Source organism: Mangrovibacter phragmitis, assembly GCF_001655675.1.
Taxonomy (GTDB): Bacteria; Pseudomonadota; Gammaproteobacteria; order Enterobacterales; family Enterobacteriaceae; genus Mangrovibacter; species Mangrovibacter phragmitis.
Genome location: NZ_LYRP01000043.1, coordinates 182,089 through 203,330 on the forward strand (window position 1 = coordinate 182,089; position 21,242 = coordinate 203,330).

At 41.5% G+C, this 21,242-nt stretch carries 24 protein-coding genes, 1 tRNA gene and 1 pseudogene; 18 read left to right on the forward strand and 8 right to left on the reverse strand.

Annotation, left to right across the window (positions count from 1 at the left end; all coding sequences use genetic code 11):
• The first annotated feature begins 6 nt into the window (after nucleotides 1–6).
• Entirely contained in the window at nucleotides 7–2,061 is a 2,055-nt protein-coding gene (helD, locus tag A9B99_RS18440) for a DNA helicase IV (protein ID WP_064600042.1), read from the forward strand.
• Between the two features lie 3 nt (nucleotides 2,062–2,064).
• Here the strand turns inward: helD and mgsA are convergent, their stop codons facing one another.
• Nucleotides 2,065–2,523: a methylglyoxal synthase gene (gene mgsA / locus A9B99_RS18445; RefSeq protein ID WP_064600043.1), complete on the reverse strand. Its 459-nt coding sequence runs from the start codon at nucleotides 2,521–2,523 to the stop codon at nucleotides 2,065–2,067.
• Between the two features lie 179 nt (nucleotides 2,524–2,702).
• Here mgsA and A9B99_RS18450 point away from each other — a divergent pair, with 179 nt between their 5' ends.
• A complete protein-coding gene (locus tag A9B99_RS18450) occupies nucleotides 2,703–3,119 on the forward strand; it encodes a CoA-binding protein (RefSeq protein WP_064600044.1) in 417 nt (138 codons plus the stop codon).
• Between the two features lie 114 nt (nucleotides 3,120–3,233).
• On the opposite strand, the gene hspQ is transcribed toward A9B99_RS18450, so the two are convergent.
• Together hspQ and rlmI are read right to left on the reverse strand one after the other, a co-directional pair.
• Nucleotides 3,234–3,551 carry a heat shock protein HspQ gene (gene hspQ, locus A9B99_RS18455; protein ID WP_064600045.1) on the reverse strand — a complete coding sequence of 106 codons (318 nt, stop codon included), beginning with the start codon at nucleotides 3,549–3,551 and terminating at the stop codon, nucleotides 3,234–3,236.
• Nucleotides 3,552–3,620: 69 nt separating this feature from the next.
• Nucleotides 3,621–4,847, reverse strand: coding sequence for a 23S rRNA (cytosine(1962)-C(5))-methyltransferase RlmI (gene rlmI, locus A9B99_RS18460; RefSeq protein ID WP_064600046.1), 1,227 nt, complete (start codon nucleotides 4,845–4,847; stop codon nucleotides 3,621–3,623).
• A gap of 180 nt (nucleotides 4,848–5,027) precedes the next feature.
• Between rlmI and yccX the strand changes: the two genes are divergently transcribed.
• On the forward strand, nucleotides 5,028–5,309 hold the full coding sequence (gene yccX, locus A9B99_RS18465; RefSeq protein WP_064600047.1) for an acylphosphatase: 282 nt from the start codon (nucleotides 5,028–5,030) through the stop codon (nucleotides 5,307–5,309).
• Here the strand turns inward: yccX and tusE are convergent.
• Both tusE and yccA read right to left on the reverse strand, forming a co-directional pair.
• Nucleotides 5,306–5,635 (reverse strand): sulfurtransferase TusE, encoded by a 330-nt coding sequence (gene tusE / locus A9B99_RS18470; protein ID WP_064600050.1) that lies wholly within the window; start codon nucleotides 5,633–5,635, stop codon nucleotides 5,306–5,308. The genes yccX and tusE overlap by 4 nt on opposite strands.
• Nucleotides 5,636–5,768: 133 nt before the next feature.
• Nucleotides 5,769–6,428, reverse strand: a complete 660-nt coding sequence (yccA, locus tag A9B99_RS18475) for an FtsH protease modulator YccA (protein ID WP_064600051.1) — start codon at nucleotides 6,426–6,428, stop codon at nucleotides 5,769–5,771.
• Nucleotides 6,429–6,815: 387 nt separating this feature from the next.
• Here yccA and A9B99_RS18480 point away from each other — a divergent pair.
• The 12 genes and pseudogenes from A9B99_RS18480 to A9B99_RS18535 all read left to right on the forward strand — a co-directional run bounded on the left by A9B99_RS18480 (nucleotide 6,816) and on the right by A9B99_RS18535 (nucleotide 15,893).
• Nucleotides 6,816–6,903: transfer RNA gene (locus tag A9B99_RS18480), tRNA-Ser, on the forward strand.
• A gap of 328 nt (nucleotides 6,904–7,231) precedes the next feature.
• Nucleotides 7,232–8,077: a DUF6387 family protein gene (locus A9B99_RS18485; RefSeq protein ID WP_064600052.1), complete on the forward strand. Its 846-nt coding sequence runs from the start codon at nucleotides 7,232–7,234 to the stop codon at nucleotides 8,075–8,077.
• 169 nt (nucleotides 8,078–8,246) lie between these two features.
• Nucleotides 8,247–8,459: a helix-turn-helix transcriptional regulator gene (locus tag A9B99_RS18490; RefSeq protein WP_023302112.1), complete on the forward strand. Its 213-nt coding sequence runs from the start codon at nucleotides 8,247–8,249 to the stop codon at nucleotides 8,457–8,459.
• Between the two features lie 19 nt (nucleotides 8,460–8,478).
• Nucleotides 8,479–8,796: a hypothetical protein gene (locus tag A9B99_RS18495; protein ID WP_008499901.1), complete on the forward strand. Its 318-nt coding sequence runs from the start codon at nucleotides 8,479–8,481 to the stop codon at nucleotides 8,794–8,796.
• Nucleotides 8,797–8,881: 85 nt separating this feature from the next.
• The gene (locus tag A9B99_RS18500; protein WP_064600053.1) at nucleotides 8,882–9,178 is read left to right on the forward strand and encodes a hypothetical protein; all 297 of its coding nucleotides are present in this window, start codon (nucleotides 8,882–8,884) and stop codon (nucleotides 9,176–9,178) included.
• Between the two features lie 51 nt (nucleotides 9,179–9,229).
• Nucleotides 9,230–9,466, forward strand: coding sequence for a hypothetical protein (locus A9B99_RS18505; RefSeq protein ID WP_064600056.1), 237 nt, complete (start codon nucleotides 9,230–9,232; stop codon nucleotides 9,464–9,466).
• A 38-nt stretch (nucleotides 9,467–9,504) separates the two neighbouring features.
• Nucleotides 9,505–9,855, forward strand: coding sequence for a hypothetical protein (locus tag A9B99_RS18510; protein ID WP_064600057.1), 351 nt, complete (start codon nucleotides 9,505–9,507; stop codon nucleotides 9,853–9,855).
• Nucleotides 9,856–9,923: 68 nt separating this feature from the next.
• Nucleotides 9,924–10,148 (forward strand): annotated as a pseudogene (locus A9B99_RS18515) (H-NS family histone-like protein); the annotation flags it as partial.
• Nucleotides 10,149–10,360: 212 nt separating this feature from the next.
• Nucleotides 10,361–11,095, forward strand: coding sequence for a hypothetical protein (locus tag A9B99_RS18520; protein WP_064600059.1), 735 nt, complete (start codon nucleotides 10,361–10,363; stop codon nucleotides 11,093–11,095).
• 9 nt (nucleotides 11,096–11,104) lie between these two features.
• Nucleotides 11,105–12,217, forward strand: coding sequence for a helix-turn-helix domain-containing protein (locus A9B99_RS18525; RefSeq protein WP_064600061.1), 1,113 nt, complete (start codon nucleotides 11,105–11,107; stop codon nucleotides 12,215–12,217).
• 993 nt (nucleotides 12,218–13,210) lie between these two features.
• Nucleotides 13,211–14,023, forward strand: a complete 813-nt coding sequence (locus tag A9B99_RS18530) for a hypothetical protein (RefSeq protein WP_064600063.1) — start codon at nucleotides 13,211–13,213, stop codon at nucleotides 14,021–14,023.
• 304 nt (nucleotides 14,024–14,327) lie between these two features.
• The gene (locus A9B99_RS18535; RefSeq protein ID WP_064600065.1) at nucleotides 14,328–15,893 is read left to right on the forward strand and encodes an SIR2 family protein; all 1,566 of its coding nucleotides are present in this window, start codon (nucleotides 14,328–14,330) and stop codon (nucleotides 15,891–15,893) included.
• A gap of 99 nt (nucleotides 15,894–15,992) precedes the next feature.
• Here A9B99_RS18535 and A9B99_RS18540 read toward each other — a convergent pair whose 3' ends face one another.
• Complete coding sequence (locus A9B99_RS18540) at nucleotides 15,993–16,370, reverse strand: hypothetical protein (RefSeq protein ID WP_064600067.1); 378 nt, start codon at nucleotides 16,368–16,370, stop codon at nucleotides 15,993–15,995.
• Between the two features lie 634 nt (nucleotides 16,371–17,004).
• On the opposite strand from A9B99_RS18540, the gene A9B99_RS18545 reads away from it, so the two are divergent.
• Both A9B99_RS18545 and A9B99_RS18550 read left to right on the forward strand, forming a co-directional pair.
• The gene (locus A9B99_RS18545; protein ID WP_064600069.1) at nucleotides 17,005–17,559 is read left to right on the forward strand and encodes a membrane lipoprotein lipid attachment site-containing protein; all 555 of its coding nucleotides are present in this window, start codon (nucleotides 17,005–17,007) and stop codon (nucleotides 17,557–17,559) included.
• Nucleotides 17,560–17,576: 17 nt separating this feature from the next.
• Nucleotides 17,577–18,224: a hypothetical protein gene (locus tag A9B99_RS18550; RefSeq protein WP_064600071.1), complete on the forward strand. Its 648-nt coding sequence runs from the start codon at nucleotides 17,577–17,579 to the stop codon at nucleotides 18,222–18,224.
• Between the two features lie 80 nt (nucleotides 18,225–18,304).
• Here the strand turns inward: A9B99_RS18550 and A9B99_RS18555 are convergent, their stop codons facing one another.
• Nucleotides 18,305–18,733 (reverse strand): hypothetical protein, encoded by a 429-nt coding sequence (locus A9B99_RS18555; RefSeq protein WP_064600073.1) that lies wholly within the window; start codon nucleotides 18,731–18,733, stop codon nucleotides 18,305–18,307.
• Between the two features lie 63 nt (nucleotides 18,734–18,796).
• Complete coding sequence (locus A9B99_RS18560) at nucleotides 18,797–19,567, reverse strand: hypothetical protein (protein ID WP_064600075.1); 771 nt, start codon at nucleotides 19,565–19,567, stop codon at nucleotides 18,797–18,799.
• Nucleotides 19,568–20,286: 719 nt separating this feature from the next.
• Here A9B99_RS18560 and A9B99_RS18565 point away from each other — a divergent pair.
• The gene (locus A9B99_RS18565) at nucleotides 20,287–21,054 is read left to right on the forward strand and encodes a hypothetical protein (RefSeq protein WP_064600077.1); all 768 of its coding nucleotides are present in this window, start codon (nucleotides 20,287–20,289) and stop codon (nucleotides 21,052–21,054) included.
• The last annotated feature ends 188 nt before the right edge of the window (nucleotides 21,055–21,242 follow it).

The following is a 21,242-nucleotide window of genomic DNA, read 5'->3' on the forward strand; positions in this document are numbered from 1 at the left end:
CTGATAATGGAACTAAAAGCAACTGCACTGGGAAAACACCTGGCCCAGCACCCTTATAACCGGGTCACATTACTCAATGCTGGCGTAAATGTGGCTGGCGAGAAGCATGAATATCTTATCCCGTTTAACCAACTGATTGCTATTAACTGCAAGCGGGGCCTGGTGTGGGGCGAGCTGGAGTTTGTCCTGCCCGATAATAAAGTTGTTCGCCTGCATGGTACTGAATGGAACGAAACCCAACGTTTTTGGTATCACCTCAATGAGCGCTGGCAACAGTGGGGGGAGGAAATGAGCCAGGTTGCTGCCAGCGCGCTGGATAACCTGGTGGCCTGGTATCAGGAGGTCGCACCTGAAGATAAATGGCTCAGCCTGGATAAAGTGGAGGAAATTTGCCAGCGAACACGGCAAGTGTTGCAGGCATTACCCCTGCCAGAACAGCGTATCCCTGCCTTTGATGTGTGTCGCGATACCTGGTTAGCCTGTAAAAGCTGGCTGGACAATGCACAGGCTAAACGCCTGGCACATAACCAGCATTACACTGAAGTGATGCTGGAACGCCATGCGGATTTCTTTGCTCAGGTGGAAAGTGCGCCGTTAAATGCCTCTCAGGCACGGGCGGTGGTGAATGGCGAAAAAAATGTGCTGGTGCTGGCGGGGGCGGGCAGTGGAAAAACCTCTGTTCTGGTTGCCCGTGCCGGTTGGCTCCTTAAGTGCAATCAGGCAAGTGCAGATCAAATTTTGCTGCTGGCATTCGGTCGTAAAGCGGCAGAAGAAATGGACCAGCGTATTCAGTCCCGGCTACATACAGGCGATATTACTGCGCGGACCTTTCATTCCCTTGCTCGCTATATCATCGAGCAGGGTGGTCGCAAAGCACCGCAAATCAGTGAACTGGAGAGTAATACTGCCATGAGGCACCAGTTACTGCTTGATACATGGATAGCGCAGTGTCAGGAAAAGAAAGCACAGGCGAAAGGCTGGCGGCTGTGGCTTGAAGAGGAACTGGAGTGGAACCTGCCTGAAGGGGATTTTTGGCAGGATGAGAGTGTCACAAAACGCCTTGCGCCTCGCCTGGAGCGCTGGCTGGGGCTTATTCGTATGCATGGTGGCTCTCAGGCAGAAATGATTTCCAGTGCACCTGAAGTTATTCGGGACACTTTCCAGAAGCGTATTCGCCTGATGGCTCCATTAGTCAAAGCATGGAAAAAATCGCTGAAAGATGACAATGCGCTCGATTTCTCAGGGCTGATTCATCAGGCGGTGAATGTACTGGAAAAAGGGCGTTTTATCAGCCCGTGGAAGTATATTCTGGTTGATGAATTTCAGGATATTTCACCACAGCGCGCAGCTTTACTTGGTGCACTGCAGCAGCAAAATTCACAAACTTCCCTGTATGCCGTGGGTGATGACTGGCAGGCTATTTACCGTTTTAGTGGCGCGGCAATTGATTTAACTACTTCATTCAATGACCATTTCGGCCCGGGGGATGAGTGCGCCCTTGATACCACATACCGTTTTCATTCCCGCATTGGCGAAATTGCCAATGCCTTTATCCAGCAAAACCCACACCAGCGAGAAAAGCCGCTGAACAGTGTGCGCAAAGGGGACAAAAAAGCAGTTAACCTGCTGGAAGATACGCAACTTCATGCACTGCTCGACAAAATGAGCGGTTATGTTAAACCCGATGAAACCATTTTGCTGCTGGCCCGTTATCATTACCTGCGCCCTGATCTGCTCCAGCAGGCTGCTATACGCTGGCCCAAATTGCAGATAACTTTTATGACGGTTCATGCCAGCAAAGGGCAGGAAGCTGATTATGTGATTATTTGCGGGTTGCAGGAAGGGAAAGATGGTTTCCCGGCACCAGCGCGTGAAACCATACTTGAGCAAGGTCTGCTGCCAGCCACTGAGGAGTTTACTGATGCCGAAGAGCGGCGCTTACTCTATGTTGCAATGACCAGGGCAAGGCAAAAGGTATGGCTGCTGTATAACAAAGCGCAGCCTTCCCGTTTTGTGGATACCCTCAAAGCGCTCGGTGTGCCTGTTTTGAAAAAGCCCTGAAAATTATTTCAGGCGGTCAGCCAGGTAGCGTTGATAGTCCGGGATCTGGATATCAACCGGCTGGCTGAACTCTGGCGATTCAATAATAAAGTTTGCGGTAGAAGCATTAGTTGCGACCGGTATATTCCATACGGTGGCAAGGCGCAGTAACGCTTTAACATCCGGGTCATGTGGAACGGCATTGAGTGGATCCCAGAAAAAGATCAGCACATCAATTTTGCCTTCAGAGATCATTGCCCCAACTTGCTGGTCACCGCCCATCGGGCCACTGAGCATGGCCTGCACATTCAACCCGGTTTCTCTCTGAATCAGATTACCGGTAGTTCCTGTTGCATACAGTGTGTGTTTTTCAAGAATGGACTGATGTTTCCGGGTCCAGTTAAGAAGAAGTGTTTTACAGTGATCGTGAGCAACCAGCGCAATATGCTTGTTTGCGCTCAGTGTGCGCGTTGTGAGTTCCATAAAGAGTTTACCAACCTGATTAAAGTCCCTACAGATTACTGGATGCTGCTCCAGCTTCAATACACCAGCGCAAAAAAAGTGATGTTGTTCAACCGGCTGACAGGTTTTACCCGATGAGTACCAGGCCAGACAGGTAATGATATAGTAAACTCATAACAGGTTATGATAAGGAAAACATGATGACAGATAATGAAATAGCACACATTCTGCAACAGGTTCACACTATTGCACTGGTGGGTGCCAGTGATAAGGCAGACAGGCCAAGTTATCGGGTCATGGCCTTTTTACTGGAACAGGGCTATCACGTTATTCCTGTTTCCCCAAAAGTGGCAGGCAAAACTCTGATGGGGCAACAGGGTTATGCATGCTTACAGGATATCCATGAGCCAGTAGATATGGTGGATGTGTTTCGTAACTCAGAAGCGGCTTATGAAGTGACACAGGACGCGATTGCAATTGGGGCGAAAACGGTGTGGATGCAACTGGGTGTAATTAATGAACAAGCTGCGGTACTGGCTAAAGATGCCGGGCTGAATGTTGTCATGGACCGTTGCCCGGCGATTGAAATTCCCCGTCTTGGGCTGAATAAGCAGTAATTACTCATGCAGCACGACTTTTAACCAGTGTCTGGCACCAGGATAATTGCAGCCAGGGAAAAATGTGCCAGCCAGATTGAGGCCAGATAAAGGCTTATACTTGGCTAACGCAAGTTAGTTACGAAGTACGGGAGATGCCAGTCTACGCTGTATGGTGGCAGCCAGTTCATCCATTGATGGCTGCTCAGGGTGTTCATTGGCGATTTCTCCACTCAATTGCGCCTCAGCCAGGTAAGTATGAACTGGCTGACCTGCGTCATCTTCCATCACAACATGGTACCAGGGTGCTTTGCGTAGCGAATAATCTGCACCCAGCTCATCTTCTGCGGGTTCATCCAGCGAATATTCTGCATCAATATCCACTACCACACCGAGGTAACCCAGCAAGGAGTGGCGAACTTGCTGACCAATACCGAATTTGCTGGCAATCATATATACCTCCCCGGAGTCTTGCCTTTGCTATTACTACTACAGATGAGGGCAAGACCTTTCCGTTTCAAGTTACATGATGCGGCAGGCAAACCCTTTAAGGTACAGCCCTTCCGGATATGTTGCGATAACCGGGTGGTCTGCTGCCTGACGGAACTGCTCTATAAATTGTATATCACGCCCGGCATCAATGGCGGCGTCGGCAACAATTTTCTGGAATAAATCGCTGGTCATCAGCCCGGAGCATGAGAAAGTAAGCAAAACGCCGCCTGGGTTGAGCAACTGAATTGCCAGCATATTGATATCTTTGTAACCCCGGCAGGCACCTGCCAGCTGGTTCTTATTTTCTACAAACTTTGGCGGATCCATGACGATAACATCGAATTTTTCCCCCTGATCACGGTATTTTCGCAGTAGCTTGAAAACATCGTCACGAACAAACTGCGCTTTACTCACATCCAGTTTATTCAGCCCGACGTTCTGACGTGCGACATCCAGCGCTTCCTGGGATGTATCCACGCTGACGACTTCTTTACAGCCACCGATTAATGCGGAAACAGCGAATCCACCGGTGTAAGAAAAACAGTTCAGCACCCGTTTATTTTCAACATAGCGCCGGGTAGCCAGCCGGCTATCACGTTGATCCAGATAGTAGCCGGTTTTGTGGCCCTGGCGGATATCCACCAGCAATTGCATTTCATGCTCTTTAATTGGCAGCAGAGCCGGGGGCATTTCACCACGGATAAGACCCTGGGTGAGCGGCAGCCCTTCCTTTTTGCGTACGGCCACATCAGAACGTTCATATAACGAACTTTCCGGGTAACAGGTTTGTAATGCCGTAATCAGTGCTTCCCTTTGGTGTTCAGCACCCGCAGAGAGCAGCTGTAACACTAAAAAGGAACCAAATCTGTCAATGGTAATGCCCGGGAGACCGTCTGATTCACCGGCAACCAGGCGATAACTATCCAGACCATCTTTTTCTGCCAGCCAGTCCCGCCAGCATTGTGCCTGGCGTAATTTACGAATAAAGAAATCAACGTCAATGTGTTCTTCGGCATCGAATGTCCACACGCGGGCACGGATTTGTGATGCCGGTGACAGCGCACCTCTGGCAATCCAGTTCCCCTGATGGTCTACAATATCAACAGTTTCTCCGCTACCGGCTTTCCCTTCAATACGGGAAACTGCACCAGAGAATACCCACGGGTGGCGGCGCAGAAGTGACTTTTCACGGCCTTTAGCCAGCACCAGTCGTGGCAGCGAACCAGGCAGTGAAGTGGAAATTGAGTGTTTACTCATCAAGGGTTACCTTAAACGCGAGACAGCATAGAATTAATATCGGAAAGGTGCGTAGCGTAGCACATTGCGTGCCAGGCAGCATTATCGAACCGCTTACTGTCAGGTTTTGCTTCAGGGCGATACGGGAAAAGCAACTCTTGTATACTTAACACATACAGGTTTTTGCCAGGAGACGGAAAAATGGCTGCATATTGCGTAATGGCCTGGGTTCATGGCCGGGTTCAGGGGGTTGGATTTCGTTACAGCACTCAGTTTGAAGCGAAAAGATTGGGGGTGACAGGGTATGCCCGTAATCTGGATGATGGCAGCGTTGAAGTACTGGCCTGTGGGGAGCCTGAAGCAGTAGAAGCGTTAATTACCTGGTTGAAAGCGGGTGGCCCACGCACTGCCAGAGTAGAGAGCGTTCTCACCGAGCCTCATCACCCTCAGCGCGAGTGGACCAATTTTGGTATCCGCTATTAGATACATTTAACAGGCTTAGGCAAACCGGCAATTTTAGTCGCCTGTTTTGCCGGACCTTTAGGAAACAGGCGGTAGAGGTAGCGGCTATTTCCTTTTTCTTCCCCAAAAGTTTTTGCCATTGCCTTGACCAGCATGCGAATGGCGGGTGAAGTATTAAACTCCAGGTAAAAATCGCGGACAAACATAACCACTTCCCAGTGTTCTTCACTCAGGGAAATACCTTCATTTCTCGCAATAGCTTCTGCCAGCGGTTTACTCCACTGCCCGGTGTCTTTCAGGTAGCCTTCGGTGTCGGTTTCAATTTCTGTGCCGTTAAACATCAACATACTATTTTGTTCACTAAACTCGGTTATCAACTAATAACAATGGCGCTCAGTGTAGCACTTTCTTTACTGTCACCAAAAAATTGCCCCGCACAGTGGCGGGGCAATTCAGTAACAGGCATGCCGGGCAACAAAATCAGTCGCGGCTGGCAAAACCCAGAATACTCAGCAGGCTGACGAAGATGTTGTACAACGACACATACAAACTGACGGTTGCACGAATGTAGTTTGTTTCACCACCATGGATGATGTTACTGGTTTCATACAGAATAGCCCCTGAAGAAATCAGAATAAACACGGCACTGATAGCCAGGTGCAGGGCAGGCAGTTGCAGGAAAATGTTGGCGACCATACCAATCAGTACCACAACGATTCCTGCCATTAACATACCGCCCAGAAAAGACATATCTTTGCGGGTTGTCAGCACATAAGCGGAACAGCAGAAAAATACCAGCGCGGTGCCACCCAACGCCATACCAATGACATCGCCCATTCCGGCGGACAGATAAGCGTTTAAAATGGGGCCGAGGATATAACCTAAAAAGCCAGTAAACGCGAACGCAGCAATAATGCCGGTGGGTTTATTGGCCAGGCGGTAAGTCAGGAACATTAAGCCATACATACCAACCAGGGTGAGGATCAGGCCTGGAGAAGGTAAGGCAAGCACTGTACTGGCGGTTGCAGTAATAGCTGAAAACGCCAGTGTCAGGCTCAACAGGAAGTAGGTATTGCGCAGCACCTTGTGGGTACTGAGTAGCGATGAGCGTTCGCGGGTAGAGGTAACTATACGATCCATTTTTACTCTCTCTATGTATACAGGTGTCATAGCGTTCAGAATAGGTAAGGCTTTTTCACGAGAAAAGCGCGTTTACCCATCTTTACCTGTCAGAATGGGGTTTGCGGCCAGTTTGTCACTCTTATGCTTCTGGGGGGGCAGATGCTCACCTTGTCTGTATTAATCAACCTGCCACTAACCATAAAGCAATTATTCAACCCAAGCGCGTTATACTCATCCCGCTATTTACCCTGCACGGATAACGCTTTGTTGCTGATTTTATTGCTGAATAACTAACCGAAATGCCGTATTTTCATGCAAATAACCGCGTTTTGTTGATTTTTAAAGCAAACGAACGAATTGGTGCTTTACATGACGCAAGGGGACGTTTATAGTGCGCCTCATTCCGGAAGTGTGGCCGAGCGGTTGAAGGCACCGGTCTTGAAAACCGGCGACTCGAAAGGGTCCCAGAGTTCGAATCTCTGCGCTTCCGCCATTTTTATGGCAAAATCAATAACTTACAGAATGTTTTTGATTCTGTCATGCATAAAGTAATGCATTAAAAGCCCGTGTAAAACGGGCTTTTTTTGTATCTAAAATCCGTGTTTTTCATCAAAAATTTATCCAGTCTTAAGCCCTTCCAGCGCAACTAAATCCTTTAAAAGCAGTAATCTGATAACAGAAAACCTGCAGTCCATTTTGTAATACTCACCAATCTTAAGAACCTGCCTGCATGAGATGCTTAGCTGCATTACGTGAATACTGGACAACATATTGTTCTGTCAGTTAAAACAACTAAAAATGGTAAAACGGATAGCACAGTAATGAAACGAAGCGAACTCAGGAAAGTATTGGAAGAATGGTTTGACGTTGAACGATATGAAGCGATAAAGAAACTCACCCTACAGCAATTCTATGTTGAGGTTGAGCGGCGTATCTTGGCCTACAAGATGTTGCTGAAAAGGGATACGTTACCGCCTCTGAACAGATTCTTATTGGATGATTACCGCTATAAGATCCTCAGAGGCGAAATTTTGTTTAGCGGCGACACATCCACGCAGGGACACGGGCTCGCCAAAACCTATGCAGTAAATCCGACAACACGCAGTCATGCGCAATTTTATGCGAAAACCGTGGCGTTAACGGAAGCAACTCCCGAAATTTCAGTGTTAAGCCAATCTGAATTCCTGTCAGAATATTTGAAAGAGACATCGCTGACAAACCTTGCTCGGATCACTATCGATATTCATCTGGAAGAGGCTTCAACCGAAGACATCATCGAACACCTGAAAGTGCTCATTCCCCAATGGAAGAAACAGCTAAAAATGAACGATCCGGCTGTTAGAAAGTATCGCTTTGGCAAAAGCACGTTGAGAAAAATCATCGACTATCGACTCATTCCGATGATGGATCTCATTTTTTGGGGAGCAGATAATAATGATACCAAAATATCACTTTCACTGATGTCATCGCTGTTGCATGAGAACAGCGAGAAGGATAGGGATGAGGGAATGCTTAAGGTGACTGACTATCCGCTGGCAATGGCGTTACTGACAGACGAGAACTATCTGAAATCGTTTGAAGATTATATGATGGAAAACAATGTCTTAAAAGACACGAAGATTGTAGATCACGTCAAAGACGAGAAGAAGAAGAAAGAAGATAAGTAAAAAAGGGTTACGTTCGCCCTGAGCGAACGTGATCACATCCATCCTCAACTATTTTTTTTCTGTTCACATACCCCCATTTTTTTCGAAAAACTCTTTTGCCAACATCCCTAAAACGCCATAAGCGAATTCGCTACTATTGTCCTCGTTGAAACAACAGAGGAAAAAACAAATGAGAAATGAAATCGCAGGTAAAAGATTAATCCGTGTTCCAGAAGTTCTGAGAAGAGTCGGATTTAGTCGAACCACAATGTATGAGCTTATCAAGGAAGGACGATTCCCGGATAAGGTAATCATAGGGGCAAGATCTGTAGCCTTTGTGGAAAGTGAGATTGATGCATGGATTGAAAATACCATTTCCGATTCACGCAGAAATAATAAATAACATAAAATAGGAAGCGAAAATGAAAGTGAAAAAGATAGAAATAAATGTTAGTAATGATGATACAAAATACTTTGTTCTGAAAAGTGGCGAAGACTATGACTACTATTTGCGATGTATGCATGAGTATATGGGGGAAAGGTTCTATCATAACCTTGAAGACGATGGTTATATGGAAGGTGTTTTAAAATCAATAATAGAGAACGGTAAGAAAGATTTTAATGAGTTCTTGAAAAAACATAAATATAAAGCATCGATTAAAAACGTATATTTTGATGAAGTGCTTGTCAACCTGAGGCAGATACATCATGTGATGAGTCACTATATTTTACATACATAATCGCTGGCGTCATCTATTCGGCCCCGCAAGGGGCTAATATAAAACGAAATGAATAAAATAAGCATTTAATTATGAGGATATAAGTATGTCTAAAGAAACTGTTATTGAAAATAAATCAACAGAGCTGTTTTATGATCTAGCTTGTAGATCGTTTTCCGCAAGTTGGAATATGTTTATGGAAGTTAATGGTGATGGTGACGCCAATAACTATTTGGATGATCCTGATTTTATGAGTCCATTTATTATTCATGTGATTGACCATATTCAAAACAACTTTGAAAGATTCACCACGCAAGAAGGAAACTGTGGTGATATTCATGAGGTTAACTTTGAACAAGTAGCAGCCCTGCTGGTAGGGCATTCAGAACACTTTAGAAAGTAAGAACTAATCTTGCCCCGCAAGGGGCTAACTATACACAATAAGGAAAAACAGATGAAGAATGATATGTCAGTAATCGTAAGTATGTTATGTAAGAAAACACCTAAAGTGATGAATCTTATCCAAGAGAGCTTGGATATATTTATCGCATTAAGAGGTAGCTCTGTCGAAGAAATCATGAATGATAAGACCTTATTAGATGATTTAAATCGTTATGTCAATGAGGCACTGTATGATGAGATGAATCTGGAATATGGATCTGCCATTATCAACATTGTGTATAACAACTAGTATTTACTGACTATTAACTGAAAAATAAGGATGAAAAAATGAAAGAGATTGTATTGAGCAGCTATGATAAAACAAAAAACCATCTTATTGCTAACATATTACAAGGATTCTGTGATGAGATATATGCCATTCATGAAGGCGATCCTGAAACAGCAATCTATATTATGAGTTGGGGAAAATTATCAGAAGCTATTTATGATGTGGTGATAACGCGTGAGATAATGAAATACTCTATCAAAAATAACATATATGATATCAATAAAAATGATTTGAAGGAAGAGATTTTACATTGGCATCTAGAGCATATCATTGACCTTGTGTTTAAAAATATAAATCAAGATGAAAATCAAGATCCTGTTTATTGGAAGTTAAAAATGACAGTTGTCTGATATTCAGATGTAATAAGTATTCCCTCGAAAGAGGTAAAAAAAAGAATGATAAAACTATGAGGTTTAATATGATTGATGAATTCCATGTTATGTACATGTACAGAAAAATCCAAGCTGAAGCGGCTACAACTGATCTAAAAATACTGGAACAGCTTTTGAAGAAGTTCCGTAAGGTGGTAGCAGAGCGCCGTGAAGAATACTATCAGGAGATTGGCGAGAAGAAGGCGCGTAAGCTCAGAGTGAAGAGGATTCTCAAGTTGATGGGAAAGGATAGAGTTTCACCAGAGGAGCTATGCTCTGCAGGCTCAGATTTGCTAAACCTTCTGTGGATCAAGGAAATACCAAATCTGAAAGAAAGCTTTGAGCCAGAGGTGGATGTTAAATCATCAAAAGAGATAGTTAAGCGGAAGTAGGTCATAACGACGTACCTAGCAGATCTGTTGATTCATCCAGTTATTTTCTTGTTTTTATCCCTCGAATGAGGTATAAAAAAAGGAAAATGATTATGGGGCCTTTACCGATGTACTCGCACAACCTCGCAAAAACCGTTGTATTGGCTGATCCGAATGATGTCGAATCTTACCTGCAGCCGATGAACCTTAGCCAAAGCGATCTTGCTCGTATCCTTGAGCGTGGCTTGTCTGGTCGCTATTCTACGACACAAAACCACCCCGCGACTTCCCGAGGGCAGTATTTCTACGGTGAAGGGGTAAGTGCAGCTCGTGAAATTCTTGCCCCTAAAGGATATGAGCGATTGTCATTACGAAACGTAGAATTGACCGTCAGCGATAAGGTTGCAATATATCTTTGCCGTGGCTGCGATCAGACTGGCTTTGTCCATGGCTATCCTGAGTCACGTATGAAGAAGGGTGACTTTACTTGCGAGCTTATGGGGTTAATCCATAATAACAATCCGGGTCAGGGGGAGTTAACACTGGACGACAGCCAGCTCAAGCTAGATTTGGACCTGCCGGAAGGCGATATTATTCCCTTGCTTCCAAATAAAATCGGAAGGGACTTATGGTTTTTACTCTATGAGTTATATGAACTGGATGAGTTCAATCGGGTAGGTATCCGCGCAGAGCTATCTCGACCTGTTTCTTATAATAACAAGAATGTAGTTAATAGTTTCTCTACTCGGTTGATTCTTGATGTCCACCAACCGGATCCAATTGTTCAAAATGGTGATGCTCCTCAGTTTACACCTGATATCGATCTCGACATTTTGAAAACAGGCTAAATATGCAACATGTTTAATTCAGAGCGTTTATGTATAGCAAGAGAACGAAGAGGCCTGACTCAAAGAGCACTAGCTGAAGCGGCTGGGTTAACCAGCAAGACCATTTCTAACTATGAAAAAGCTGGTATCTTTGATGCGATCGCAAGCGATAGCATGGAAAGAATCTCTGCTGTCTTAGAATATCCCATTGAGTTTTTCCTCGATCGGGATGTTCCTTCGTTAACACCCGAGGCAGTCAGTTTTCGCGCAATGACAAAATTAAGTGCGCAAAAACGTGATTCAGCTCTTGGGGCTGGGAAGTTGGCGCAGGAATTATCGGCATGGATTGACGGGCAATTCAAGTTACCAAAACCTAACGTTCCTGACTGTAGCTTCGATGGCTATTCAGAGCCTGAACGTGCCGCCAGAACGGTTAGAGAAGCTTGGGGAATAGGCGAACTATCGATATCCAACATAGTTCACTTGCTTGAAGTCAATGGCATTAGAGTTTTTTCACTTGCTGAAAATTGCGTTGAGGTGGATGCTTTTTCTTTTTGGATGGACGAAAAACCTTTTGTTCTGCTGAACACAATGAAAACTCCAGAACGAAGTCGTTTTGACGCGGCGCATGAGCTTGGCCATTTAGTTCTTCATAAGCATTCATGCAACAACGGGCGTCAGGCGGAACAGGATGCAGACCGTTTTGCATCGGCATTCTTGATGCCTGAACGTAGTATCTTAGCCTCGGTTCCAAGGATGCCAAGGCTGGATCAGCTCATTTTGCTAAAGAAGAACTGGAAAGTTTCACTAGCTGCACTAGTGCGACGGACGTTTGATGTTGGGTTATCGACAGAGTGGCATTATCGGCAGCTCTCAATAGAGCTTAACCGTCGTGGTTACCGTACGGGAGAACCCCAAGGTATGCCAGAACGTGAGAAGTCATTGATTTTGGAAAAGGTCTTTTCAGCATTGCGGAATCAAGGGATAAAGCGCACTGAGATCCTCGGGCAACTTAGGTTCCCTGCTGATGAAGTCAGTGCCCTGACGTTTAACAACCATTTCTTCATGGAAGCTATTACAGGCGACGGTCCTCAATCGAATATTGAGCGTAAGCAACCTCCTCAGTTAAGCCTTGTCAAATAGGATTGTTTGTTACGAACGGCGGTTGATTCCGCCGTATTTATAGTAATCACTATTAGCTCTGTATGCTGTTCCCTAAAAATAAATACTAATACATTTTCCAGTTTCTTTTCTGTAATGAATCTGTTTTATAAGTTTCTGTTACTTTTCTGGGTTCATATTTCCGCGAAGTTATTGTTTAAGCAATCACTAAGCGTTACAGATATCTTAGTAAAGATGAAATTGTTTTCCTTTACTTCATGGCGGCTATCGCCGCGATTCTTTATGGATAAATCCATCACTAGCAGGGATGAACCCTGTTCCAGCATTGTGATTGTTTTTGACAATCACTAAGTGCTGCGGCTATGAATATATTTTCCCTATACGTTGAAGAGCAAATGCTATATGTTGGGGGTTAACGCTAATTTCGAACATAGGATCAATTTTATAACTGAATGATGAAACGATCTAAATACGATCCTTTTCGGCTATGCTGGAAAATATTGAAACTACCCTATCAAGATAAAAATATATTAATGTCAGAGTTAGGGCGTAGCCGTGCTTCAGCACATGAGCGTTAGCTCATAGATAGTGATGATTTTCAAATAAGGATTTTAATGAAGTAAAAAGGAAAGCTTTGCAATAAAAAAATAAAAACCGCCCGGTTTCTTTTAATCCTCTTAAGTATTATCTCTTACTTCTTGCAAAATTAAATTCATGAAAAATCGACCTGTAGCCCTTGCGGTATAAGGCTTATGACGAAAATTTGCGACTGACTGTACGGTCAGTGTTCCTGACTCTATAGTCAGTATTCCTGACTGTACGGTGAGCTTTCCTGACTTTGCAGTCAGTTTCTATGTCATTTTTAATCTATAAAATGACAGTGCTTTAAAATATAGTCACTGGAATGCTTGCGTTTTCTAAAATATTTTCGCAGAAAAATATGCAAAAAAAACTTGATATCTATTTTGTGCATGGTATTTAATTAGAAATAAAACAATAAGAGGTAATGTCGTGATGAATGAAATAGAAGTTGATTTAGATTTAGGCTTAAATCCTTTTTGCTTTGAGACTGAGATAAAGATTGAAACAAGGAAAAGAAATCTGACTGTTTCAAGGGGGACAGAACTTATTGAAAGGAAGGATACCAGCAAAACCTATTTTGCCAATATCGTACATACACAAGAGGTCGATAAAGAAGAGTTCATTAAACTCTATACTTCACAGATAAAAGCGTATTTTGATCTAACGAAAACAGCTTACAAAGTTTTTTTTATCTTTTTACGAATATATCAGGATGCAATAGGAAAAGATCACTTTTACCTGAGTTGTAAAAAAGCCATGTCGCTTGCAGAAAAGATAGATCACTTCATCTTGTCTGAATCTATCTTTTACAGAGGGATAAAAGAACTCATTGAAAAACGTATTATTGCTAAAACCAATGAAAAAAACTGGTATTTTATAAACCCTGCTATTGTCTTCAATGGTGATCGTGCTCGCTTTGTTTCAGAGATTATAAAAAAGAAAGAAGTAATGGAAGATCAACCCGAAAATGCTGTTGGCACGGGCAGTAGAAATAGAAATACTGAAGTAAAAAACAGGTCAATTGAGTCAGTGATAGAAGATGTTAATGACCAACAGAATATTGATTTGTTAATTGCAAGATTACAAGCTAAAAAATCCCAAAGGAAAATGATGGATAAAAATCCGAATGGATCTATGGCTACCAAGGGAGAAATGCTTCTACCGCCAGAAGAACCGTTAGATTGGGACAATATTCATGGAGAGGACTTTTTCACAAAGATGACGTTCAGTGACCGAGTTCGTTAACCTATAAACCTTGCGCACATGCGGAATCTGAACAATGTCTATGTGGCAATGTTTGGTAACGGTGAGTCCGAACATGAGCTGAAGGGCGATCTCTATGAGATATTAGCTCAGGCCAATGATAGACTTAAGATCTCTGTTGTGATGTACAGAGTTATATGATTATATATGTAAATCAGCCTATTAGGCTTAACATCCTCGTATCAAGGTTCGGCAGAGACTACGTCTAGCAGTAATTTTTGAAAAATTATTTTATATCAGGTGGTTATGGTTGGTTAAAAGTTTTCATCTTCATTAAGGTGCTGATATGGACGCAAATGATTTAAAAGAAGCTTTAATCAGAATCTTCAAAACAAGAAATTCCGGTCCATTCCTATTTGTTGGTTCTGGTTTCTCTCGGCGGTATTTAGGAATCAAAGATTGGAAAGGGCTTTTGGATAATTATTGTGTTTCAGGAAAACCATTCGAGTATTATCTAGCAGCAGGGGATTCAACTTATCCTACAGCAGCTAGACTCATTGCGGAAGACTTTAATACTACATGGTGGAGTGACGCAAAATATGCTGGGAGTCGTGAAAGATATAGTAAGAAGGTTACCGATAATACATCCGCGTTACGTTTTGAAATCTGTGATTATCTCACTGCCTCATTAGAAGTCCCGATCAAGGATAGCGAGTATCAGGACGAAATTGAAATACTTTCAAGACTCAATGTTGATGGAATAATAACAACCAACTGGGACTGTTTTCTTGAGCAGCTTTTCCCAGACTATAAAGTTTATACTGGACAGAATGAGTTATTGTTTTCCAATCCTCAATCAATAGCAGAAATATATAAAATACACGGTAGTGCACATAAGCCTAAAAGTCTTATCTTAACTGATCATGACTATAATGAATTTAATAACAAAAACCCTTACTTAGCAGCAAAGCTGATAACGATATTTGTGGAGCACCCTGTTGTTTTTATAGGCTATTCACTTTCTGATAAAAACATTACTGATTTACTTGGTGCAATTTCAATATGTATTGGAAAGGATAGTATTTCACAGTTACGCAATAACTTAATCTTTATTGATAGAGAGGAAGGACTCACCGACTATTCAATATCTGAAACTTTTACAACGATCGAAAGAACACAGATACCAATAACATTAGTTAGAACTGATGATTTAAATCCTGTTTATGAAGCTATTGAAACAAATAAAAGAAAAATTCCAGCCCGTATTCTTCGATATTGCAAAGAGCAGTTATATGAGGTGGTTAAGTCAAACTCAACAGAATCAAAAATTTATGTAGTTGACATCGATGAGGTTGAAAAACATGATGATGTAGAGTTTGTTGTCGGCGTTGGTGTTGCTGAGGCTCGTAAAAAAGAAGAAGAGATTGGCAAGCTAGGTTATACACAAATAAACAATATAAATCTTTTTCACGATCTTTTACATGAGGATAATTCATATGATGCAAATAGCATTTTACAGAATGTTATTCCTAATGCGGGTCGATTCTCTCCGAATATAACCGTTTTTAAATACCTTAAAGAAATAGGCATTGTTGATGAAGTACAATATAGAGCATCTGAATATAATTTGGATAAATGGGTTTTAAGAAATGACACAAGTTATCAATGTAAAGGATATTTTAGGACGTTTGTAAGAAAATTTAAGGATAAAGATACTAGATATATTATCGAGCATACCACACCAGAAGTAGCAGCAATCCATCTGCCTTTTCTGATGAATAAGCTAGATCTGACATTAGTTAAAGAGTTTTTAATTAATAACGAAGAGAAACTGAATCCTGATAAATCAACTTATGCTAGTTATTTTAAAAAGTTAGCTTGCTTATATGATAAGCTATTACATGGTTGGTAATTTCTATAAAAATACCGAAGGAGGCCATGTTTGCTCGACTTCCTTTGGTATGTTATTTTATTTATTAATTTATAAGATGCTTTCTACTATGTAAATTAATTAATCCAGCAACCCACGCGAAACCTTACTCGCCGTCTGACTGAAATTATATCGGTCAACAATATCTCCCTTGAACCAGATTTCTAAGGAATTCATGTGCGCTGTATTACTGTTCTTCAGTAGGGCCAGACCGGGAATGTAGTTAGAGATCTGACTCTCGCCTGACATGCTGGAGTAGGACCACATTTCCTGACCATCATTAGTAGCTCGTGTCTGCGGTTCCCCGAATGCGTTAATAACATCTTGCTGAGTAGTTTTCCCTTTAACGATTTTGGCTTTTACGGTTTGTTGGGATTCGTCTTTCAGAGATTTGTTGCCGTAGGTTGTGCAAGCGGTAAGAGGCAGGATCACCAGAGCAGCGATAAATAGTTTTTTCATGTTAACTCCATATAAACAGTAAACGTAAAAATAGGCGTGAAAAAGCCGGGACCAGTGCTGTGTTCGGGCTGTCCATCGAAATAGGTCATGTAAATTAGTGGTGAAGAAAGCCGCTTATCAAAAGCCTGTGAGTTTTTATCTAATCAGTTAACGGCATCCTTCATGGTTGTTTTCCCTGATGTTGCATTAATCAAAGCTATCCAAAGGCCATAAATCGACATTAACCGCTTGCCTCATGGTTCAACGCTCTATCCACTTGAATCAGCTCGTAAACTGTCTGGTGGTCCTTAGGTTTACTTTACTCATTAACGATTCCTCTAGCAAGAAAATGATCGGTATTGAAGATCAATAATTGTATACTGATAGTTAATATCGATTGAAAGTGATTTATCGATCGGTATTTTAATTGATTTAATCGATCGAATAATGAAATATGATAGATGATAACTATCATTGCTTTGATTTTGATCGTTACAAACGATATGACGGCCTACAAAAATAATTGAATCCTATCAATTGGTTAATCAGGTGGTTTTGTTGCGTTATGCCAGTAAGAACAAGCCTTAACGACAAAAGAGGCGCTGCAGACTGCCTCTACATAACAGCATTTTTGATTATCAGGATGGATAGGAAGATGAAGAAGATTTTACTCGTTACTTGCTCAGCTCTTGCTTTGGCGGGATGCGGTGAAAAAGGCGATTTTGAGAAAGCGATCAACGCAAAAATATCACAATCAAAGCTGTGCTACTCCCTGCAGGACAACGACATTGTATTCAACAAAGGTTTTCCGATTAAGGTTAACCGTGGCTACCGTTCTGCCGGATACAGTGCCAGTGATGAAATCCTGAAAGGACTTGCTGAACAAGGGCTGCTCACTGTTTCGCAACAGGCAAATGGCTTTAGCAGTGTTGATGTTCTGGAAGTAACAGATAAAGGCCAAGAAGTTGAGTTTTGGGACCGTGAGAAAGGGGCCTGTATCGGTCATCGGGCAGTTGCTGAGGTTAAAAGCTGGACTGAACCGAGTGAGGGTAACGGCGTTAAAATGACACAAGTGACCTATACGTGGAAACTCGATGACGTTCCGGGCTGGGTGGATAAAAAAGCTTTCTCTGGCGTTAAGGGGATGGCTGAACCCGAAGAAGCGAAGATTATTCTGGTGAAGACCAATAACGGCTGGGCCGCTCGGTAATTACAGGAAAAGACGCTATGAACACTATCTATTGGGTGATTTCCATGGGGCTGCTGCTGAACATACCATCACTAGCACCAGTGCTGTTTCTTCGTAAGGCATCAAAGAATGTGAAAGTATCGATGGCGTTGAGGCTTTTTCTGCTAAACACCTTTTTGGTACTATCGCTGGTAACGGTATCGCAGAACACTACGCAAAAATACGGGCTGTTTCCTGTATGGCTGGTCTTTGCCGCTATTGGGCTATTTGTGGTCATGCTGGTGCCAACGGTAAAATTTATGCGTAAGCATTTAACCGTCGGGAAAAGTCGGGCTGTTATCCTGTCATCATTCCTGATTGTTTATGCCATTAGGTTTCACGGCGTGTTTTCAGTTGGGAATGGTAGTGGATATACGCTTAATGGATACAATGTGGTATGGACGCTGTTCTTCCTGTTTGCCAGTTTGTTGGCTTATCTCGGTAGTGCTGGGAGTAAAACATATTCTGGTTATTCTGCGTCGTCATCTGCACCACGACCTGATTATTTTAAGCCGAACAAAGAATATGAAACACAATCCCAAATTGATTATGATATTGCTGTGAAGGGCGCAGGTGTTCTGTCTGATCCTAATCTAAGCATTGTTGAACAACAGCGTTATCGGGATGCACTGAAAAACAGAGAATAAGATAGTTAGTCATACGAGTATATTTTTTTGAACATATAAAGCCGGATTGATTTCGGCTTTTTATTTTTTATATTTTCGGGTTAATCATTGTTTAATAATTCCCATAAGTCTATGTGAGTAATGTTTCCGTTATTTTTAAATTTATCTATTTTATCTTGTGGAAGATAATTTTTAACCAAGGGTAAATTTTCTTCACTAACAAAAGAATACCAAAAATGTAAATTGATGGCTTCTTCAATCATAAACTCACCACGTCTTACCGTTCTACTCCACCATAACCCATCTGGTTCAGGGTAATCATTAGACAATCGTGGTATATCATCTTTCCATTCGTTAATAAACTCAATCTGTTTTGATAATGGCACAGGTGTAAGCAGTTCATCAAGAATAGTATAATAATCTCTCTTCTGTTTATCAGTATCATATTTTTTAAGTAGATCTAAAATATCATAGGGTTGATATTTTTCTTTTAGCTTGTCTTTTTCTTGTTTTATTATCTTGTAATACATATACGGTTCCTTTTTATATATACATAAGTTCTATATAATAAAGAAGATATAAAATCAACTTTATCATCTACCTTTAAAAATAAGGTTTAGGAATTTAATAATGCCTCTTGATGTCCGATGTAATATACCTTTTATTGTTTTACTCTCCATTATAGAAAGTTTTTGATTTAACGAATTGATTCTTAATTTTTTATTTTCCATTTCGCGTTTTAGTGATTCACTTTCTTTAATCAGCTCATTTATATAATCATCAATATTTTGAATTACGATATTTCCACCATTCTCTTTTTTCCATGAAGATAGAACAATCAATTTTGATGCTTTCATTTCCCGAGATCGACCAGTACAATTTTCATTGTCATCATAGTCGAACTTTAAACCAGCGCCTCTATACATTTTATTTCGGCGTTTTAGATTATCTTCTGTGGCATCTGTTGGACCAAGTTTAATTGAGTTAACATCTGCATTAGGCCATTGCTTTGCCCAAGTTACAATTTCGTTAAATAACCACCTTCCCAGCCTATTTCCTTTGTAATCATTATGCCAAATACCAAGTGATCCGCATGTGAGCGAAATGGTTTCCGAGATAATAACATTATTATCATTCTTTAAAATAGTATGGATTGCTCGGAAACAGAGTTCAGGATCTTGTTTTTCTCCAACGCATCGAAAATAAAGTGTTATTAGATCATTATGCTCATTACCAATCTTTTTGTTTTTATAAATAGTCTCTACAAGAAAGGATTTCCAATACTTATCTAGATTATCTCGTTCGTAGATATGAAGGATTTCAAATGTTGGTCGCTTAGCGTTTGTGTGGATAGGTTCTTGCATATATGGTACTCTTTTATGATTACATAATGATATGATAACATTAAGCTTGACGTGACGTATCCTTTTGTTGACTAACTATCTTTTTGATGCAGACACATATATTCTAGCAAAAAAATCACTTAAAATAAGTATCCCGAACTAACTACAAGTAACTCTCGAAGTGTAATATGATTATTAGAAAATATGCACAAATGATAGTTTCGTTGAGTAACTATTGAATGGATGGATTCAGGCAAATCAGCGCTATGTCGATCTCTTAGGAAAGAAAGATTGTTGTTGGTGGTATAACGAACGGACCAATGTCTGTGTCCTTGCTGGCGCAGTATAGCGCAGAACGCATGGTATCCCTGACCCTCAACAAGCACGTTCAGGTGTGGGCTTAGAACTATCAAGACATTGACTAACCCTCAGATTGTTCCTATGTTGGATTTTCTGTTCTGGGTTAAGAGAGGAAAAATATCAAAATTTCGTATGAGATGCTGTCTGGTTTTCCACACCCAGATTCATTAGAGTCGATTAGAAGTGGCTGTTTAACATCTACGTGAGTAAAAAAAGTATGATAAACACAAAGATTGATGGGGCGATGGTAATGAATGAAAAAGAAGAAGATTAGTTATATCATATATATGCTGACTTATTAAATACAGCTACAATAGCTTAAAACCTCGTCTCTTCAGATAGAGGGAGATAATCAACTGTTATCCGCAATGGAGGCCGCGATGGAATGGTTTACACGAATGATTCTCAATTTACCACCACGAGCTAAGGACGTGAAAGAAATAAGAGAGAGTGCTCCTGAGTTATTCTCAGATGAAGAAATCAAAGAAACCAAAAGGTATCACCGAGGGTATATTCATCCTTTATATTGGGACACATATGAACTCCGAGAGGCAGTTCGTGTTTGGCTACAAGATTTTGAAGAAAAAACGCCTGAAGGGGATTGTTGCGATTATCCGTGCTGCATAAGGAAGAAGGCAGGAGATAATGCCGACGGCTATATGCATATGATGACGGTTGCAGGAGGAAGAGATCGCAATCCGCCTGCAAAATCATTTTTTGACTTAATAAATGCAACGAAAATAAAAAACGCAACAGTATTGCGGGTGATCCTGACCGATCCCTATATCTACTTCGACACTGGACAAAACGGTGACGGTGGCGGATTTAATAATTTGCTAAAGCTTCTCGAACATCTGAATATTGATAGTTCAACAGAATTTAGACTTGAGTTAACTCCACAAAACGATTCAGAAAAAAAAGACAGGTTTGAGACAAAAATTCAACAAGAATTTCCTAGTTGCACAGTGTTGAATCATAATAATTCATCAACTTTTCACGATAGATTTATTTTTGTTCAGTATAATAATAATCAGTGTAAAGCTTGGTATGGGCCATCTCTGAATGGCCTAAATAGTAATTCGATAATAATATTTGGGGATCTCACAGATAGTAATGCGGTTAATCAACTCTCACAGAGGTTATTGTGATTGCATTCAATGAACGATATAACCGGATAGTCCATTATAACTGATCGTTACTGTATGGATTTTCATCACCAAGAGAGTTGCAAGAGTATTTGATACATGGACGTGGTTTTATAACCATGAATGACTAAATATACTGCTGAATGGTATCATGCTTATGTAGTATATTCTGAGTTTGCCTAATTCTGGTA

Bases quoted from the DNA above. Each gene is read 5' to 3' on its own strand.
- A9B99_RS18555 (WP_064600073.1), bottom strand. From the start codon at position 18,733: ATGTATTACAAGATAATAAAACAAGAAAAAGACAAGCTAAAAGAAAAA.
- A9B99_RS18485 (WP_064600052.1), top strand. From the start codon at position 7,232: ATGAAACGAAGCGAACTCAGGAAAGTATTGGAAGAATGGTTTGACGTT.
- mgsA (WP_064600043.1), bottom strand. From the start codon at position 2,523: ATGGAACTCACAACGCGCACACTGAGCGCAAACAAGCATATTGCGCTG.
- A9B99_RS18540 (WP_064600067.1), bottom strand. From the start codon at position 16,370: ATGAAAAAACTATTTATCGCTGCTCTGGTGATCCTGCCTCTTACCGCT.
- A9B99_RS18450 (WP_064600044.1), top strand. From the start codon at position 2,703: ATGACAGATAATGAAATAGCACACATTCTGCAACAGGTTCACACTATT.
- A9B99_RS18560 (WP_064600075.1), bottom strand. From the start codon at position 19,567: ATGCAAGAACCTATCCACACAAACGCTAAGCGACCAACATTTGAAATC.
- A9B99_RS18550 (WP_064600071.1), top strand. From the start codon at position 17,577: ATGAACACTATCTATTGGGTGATTTCCATGGGGCTGCTGCTGAACATA.
- A9B99_RS18495 (WP_008499901.1), top strand. From the start codon at position 8,479: ATGAAAGTGAAAAAGATAGAAATAAATGTTAGTAATGATGATACAAAA.
- A9B99_RS18545 (WP_064600069.1), top strand. From the start codon at position 17,005: ATGAAGAAGATTTTACTCGTTACTTGCTCAGCTCTTGCTTTGGCGGGA.
- tusE (WP_064600050.1), bottom strand. From the start codon at position 5,635: ATGTTGATGTTTAACGGCACAGAAATTGAAACCGACACCGAAGGCTAC.
- A9B99_RS18500 (WP_064600053.1), top strand. From the start codon at position 8,882: ATGTCTAAAGAAACTGTTATTGAAAATAAATCAACAGAGCTGTTTTAT.
- A9B99_RS18520 (WP_064600059.1), top strand. From the start codon at position 10,361: ATGGGGCCTTTACCGATGTACTCGCACAACCTCGCAAAAACCGTTGTA.
- yccA (WP_064600051.1), bottom strand. From the start codon at position 6,428: ATGGATCGTATAGTTACCTCTACCCGCGAACGCTCATCGCTACTCAGT.
- hspQ (WP_064600045.1), bottom strand. From the start codon at position 3,551: ATGATTGCCAGCAAATTCGGTATTGGTCAGCAAGTTCGCCACTCCTTG.
- rlmI (WP_064600046.1), bottom strand. From the start codon at position 4,847: ATGAGTAAACACTCAATTTCCACTTCACTGCCTGGTTCGCTGCCACGA.
- helD (WP_064600042.1), top strand. From the start codon at position 7: ATGGAACTAAAAGCAACTGCACTGGGAAAACACCTGGCCCAGCACCCT.
- A9B99_RS18490 (WP_023302112.1), top strand. From the start codon at position 8,247: ATGAGAAATGAAATCGCAGGTAAAAGATTAATCCGTGTTCCAGAAGTT.
- A9B99_RS18530 (WP_064600063.1), top strand. From the start codon at position 13,211: ATGAATGAAATAGAAGTTGATTTAGATTTAGGCTTAAATCCTTTTTGC.
- yccX (WP_064600047.1), top strand. From the start codon at position 5,028: ATGGCTGCATATTGCGTAATGGCCTGGGTTCATGGCCGGGTTCAGGGG.
- A9B99_RS18505 (WP_064600056.1), top strand. From the start codon at position 9,230: ATGAAGAATGATATGTCAGTAATCGTAAGTATGTTATGTAAGAAAACA.
- A9B99_RS18535 (WP_064600065.1), top strand. From the start codon at position 14,328: ATGGACGCAAATGATTTAAAAGAAGCTTTAATCAGAATCTTCAAAACA.
- A9B99_RS18525 (WP_064600061.1), top strand. From the start codon at position 11,105: ATGTTTAATTCAGAGCGTTTATGTATAGCAAGAGAACGAAGAGGCCTG.
- A9B99_RS18510 (WP_064600057.1), top strand. From the start codon at position 9,505: ATGAAAGAGATTGTATTGAGCAGCTATGATAAAACAAAAAACCATCTT.
- A9B99_RS18565 (WP_064600077.1), top strand. From the start codon at position 20,287: ATGGAATGGTTTACACGAATGATTCTCAATTTACCACCACGAGCTAAG.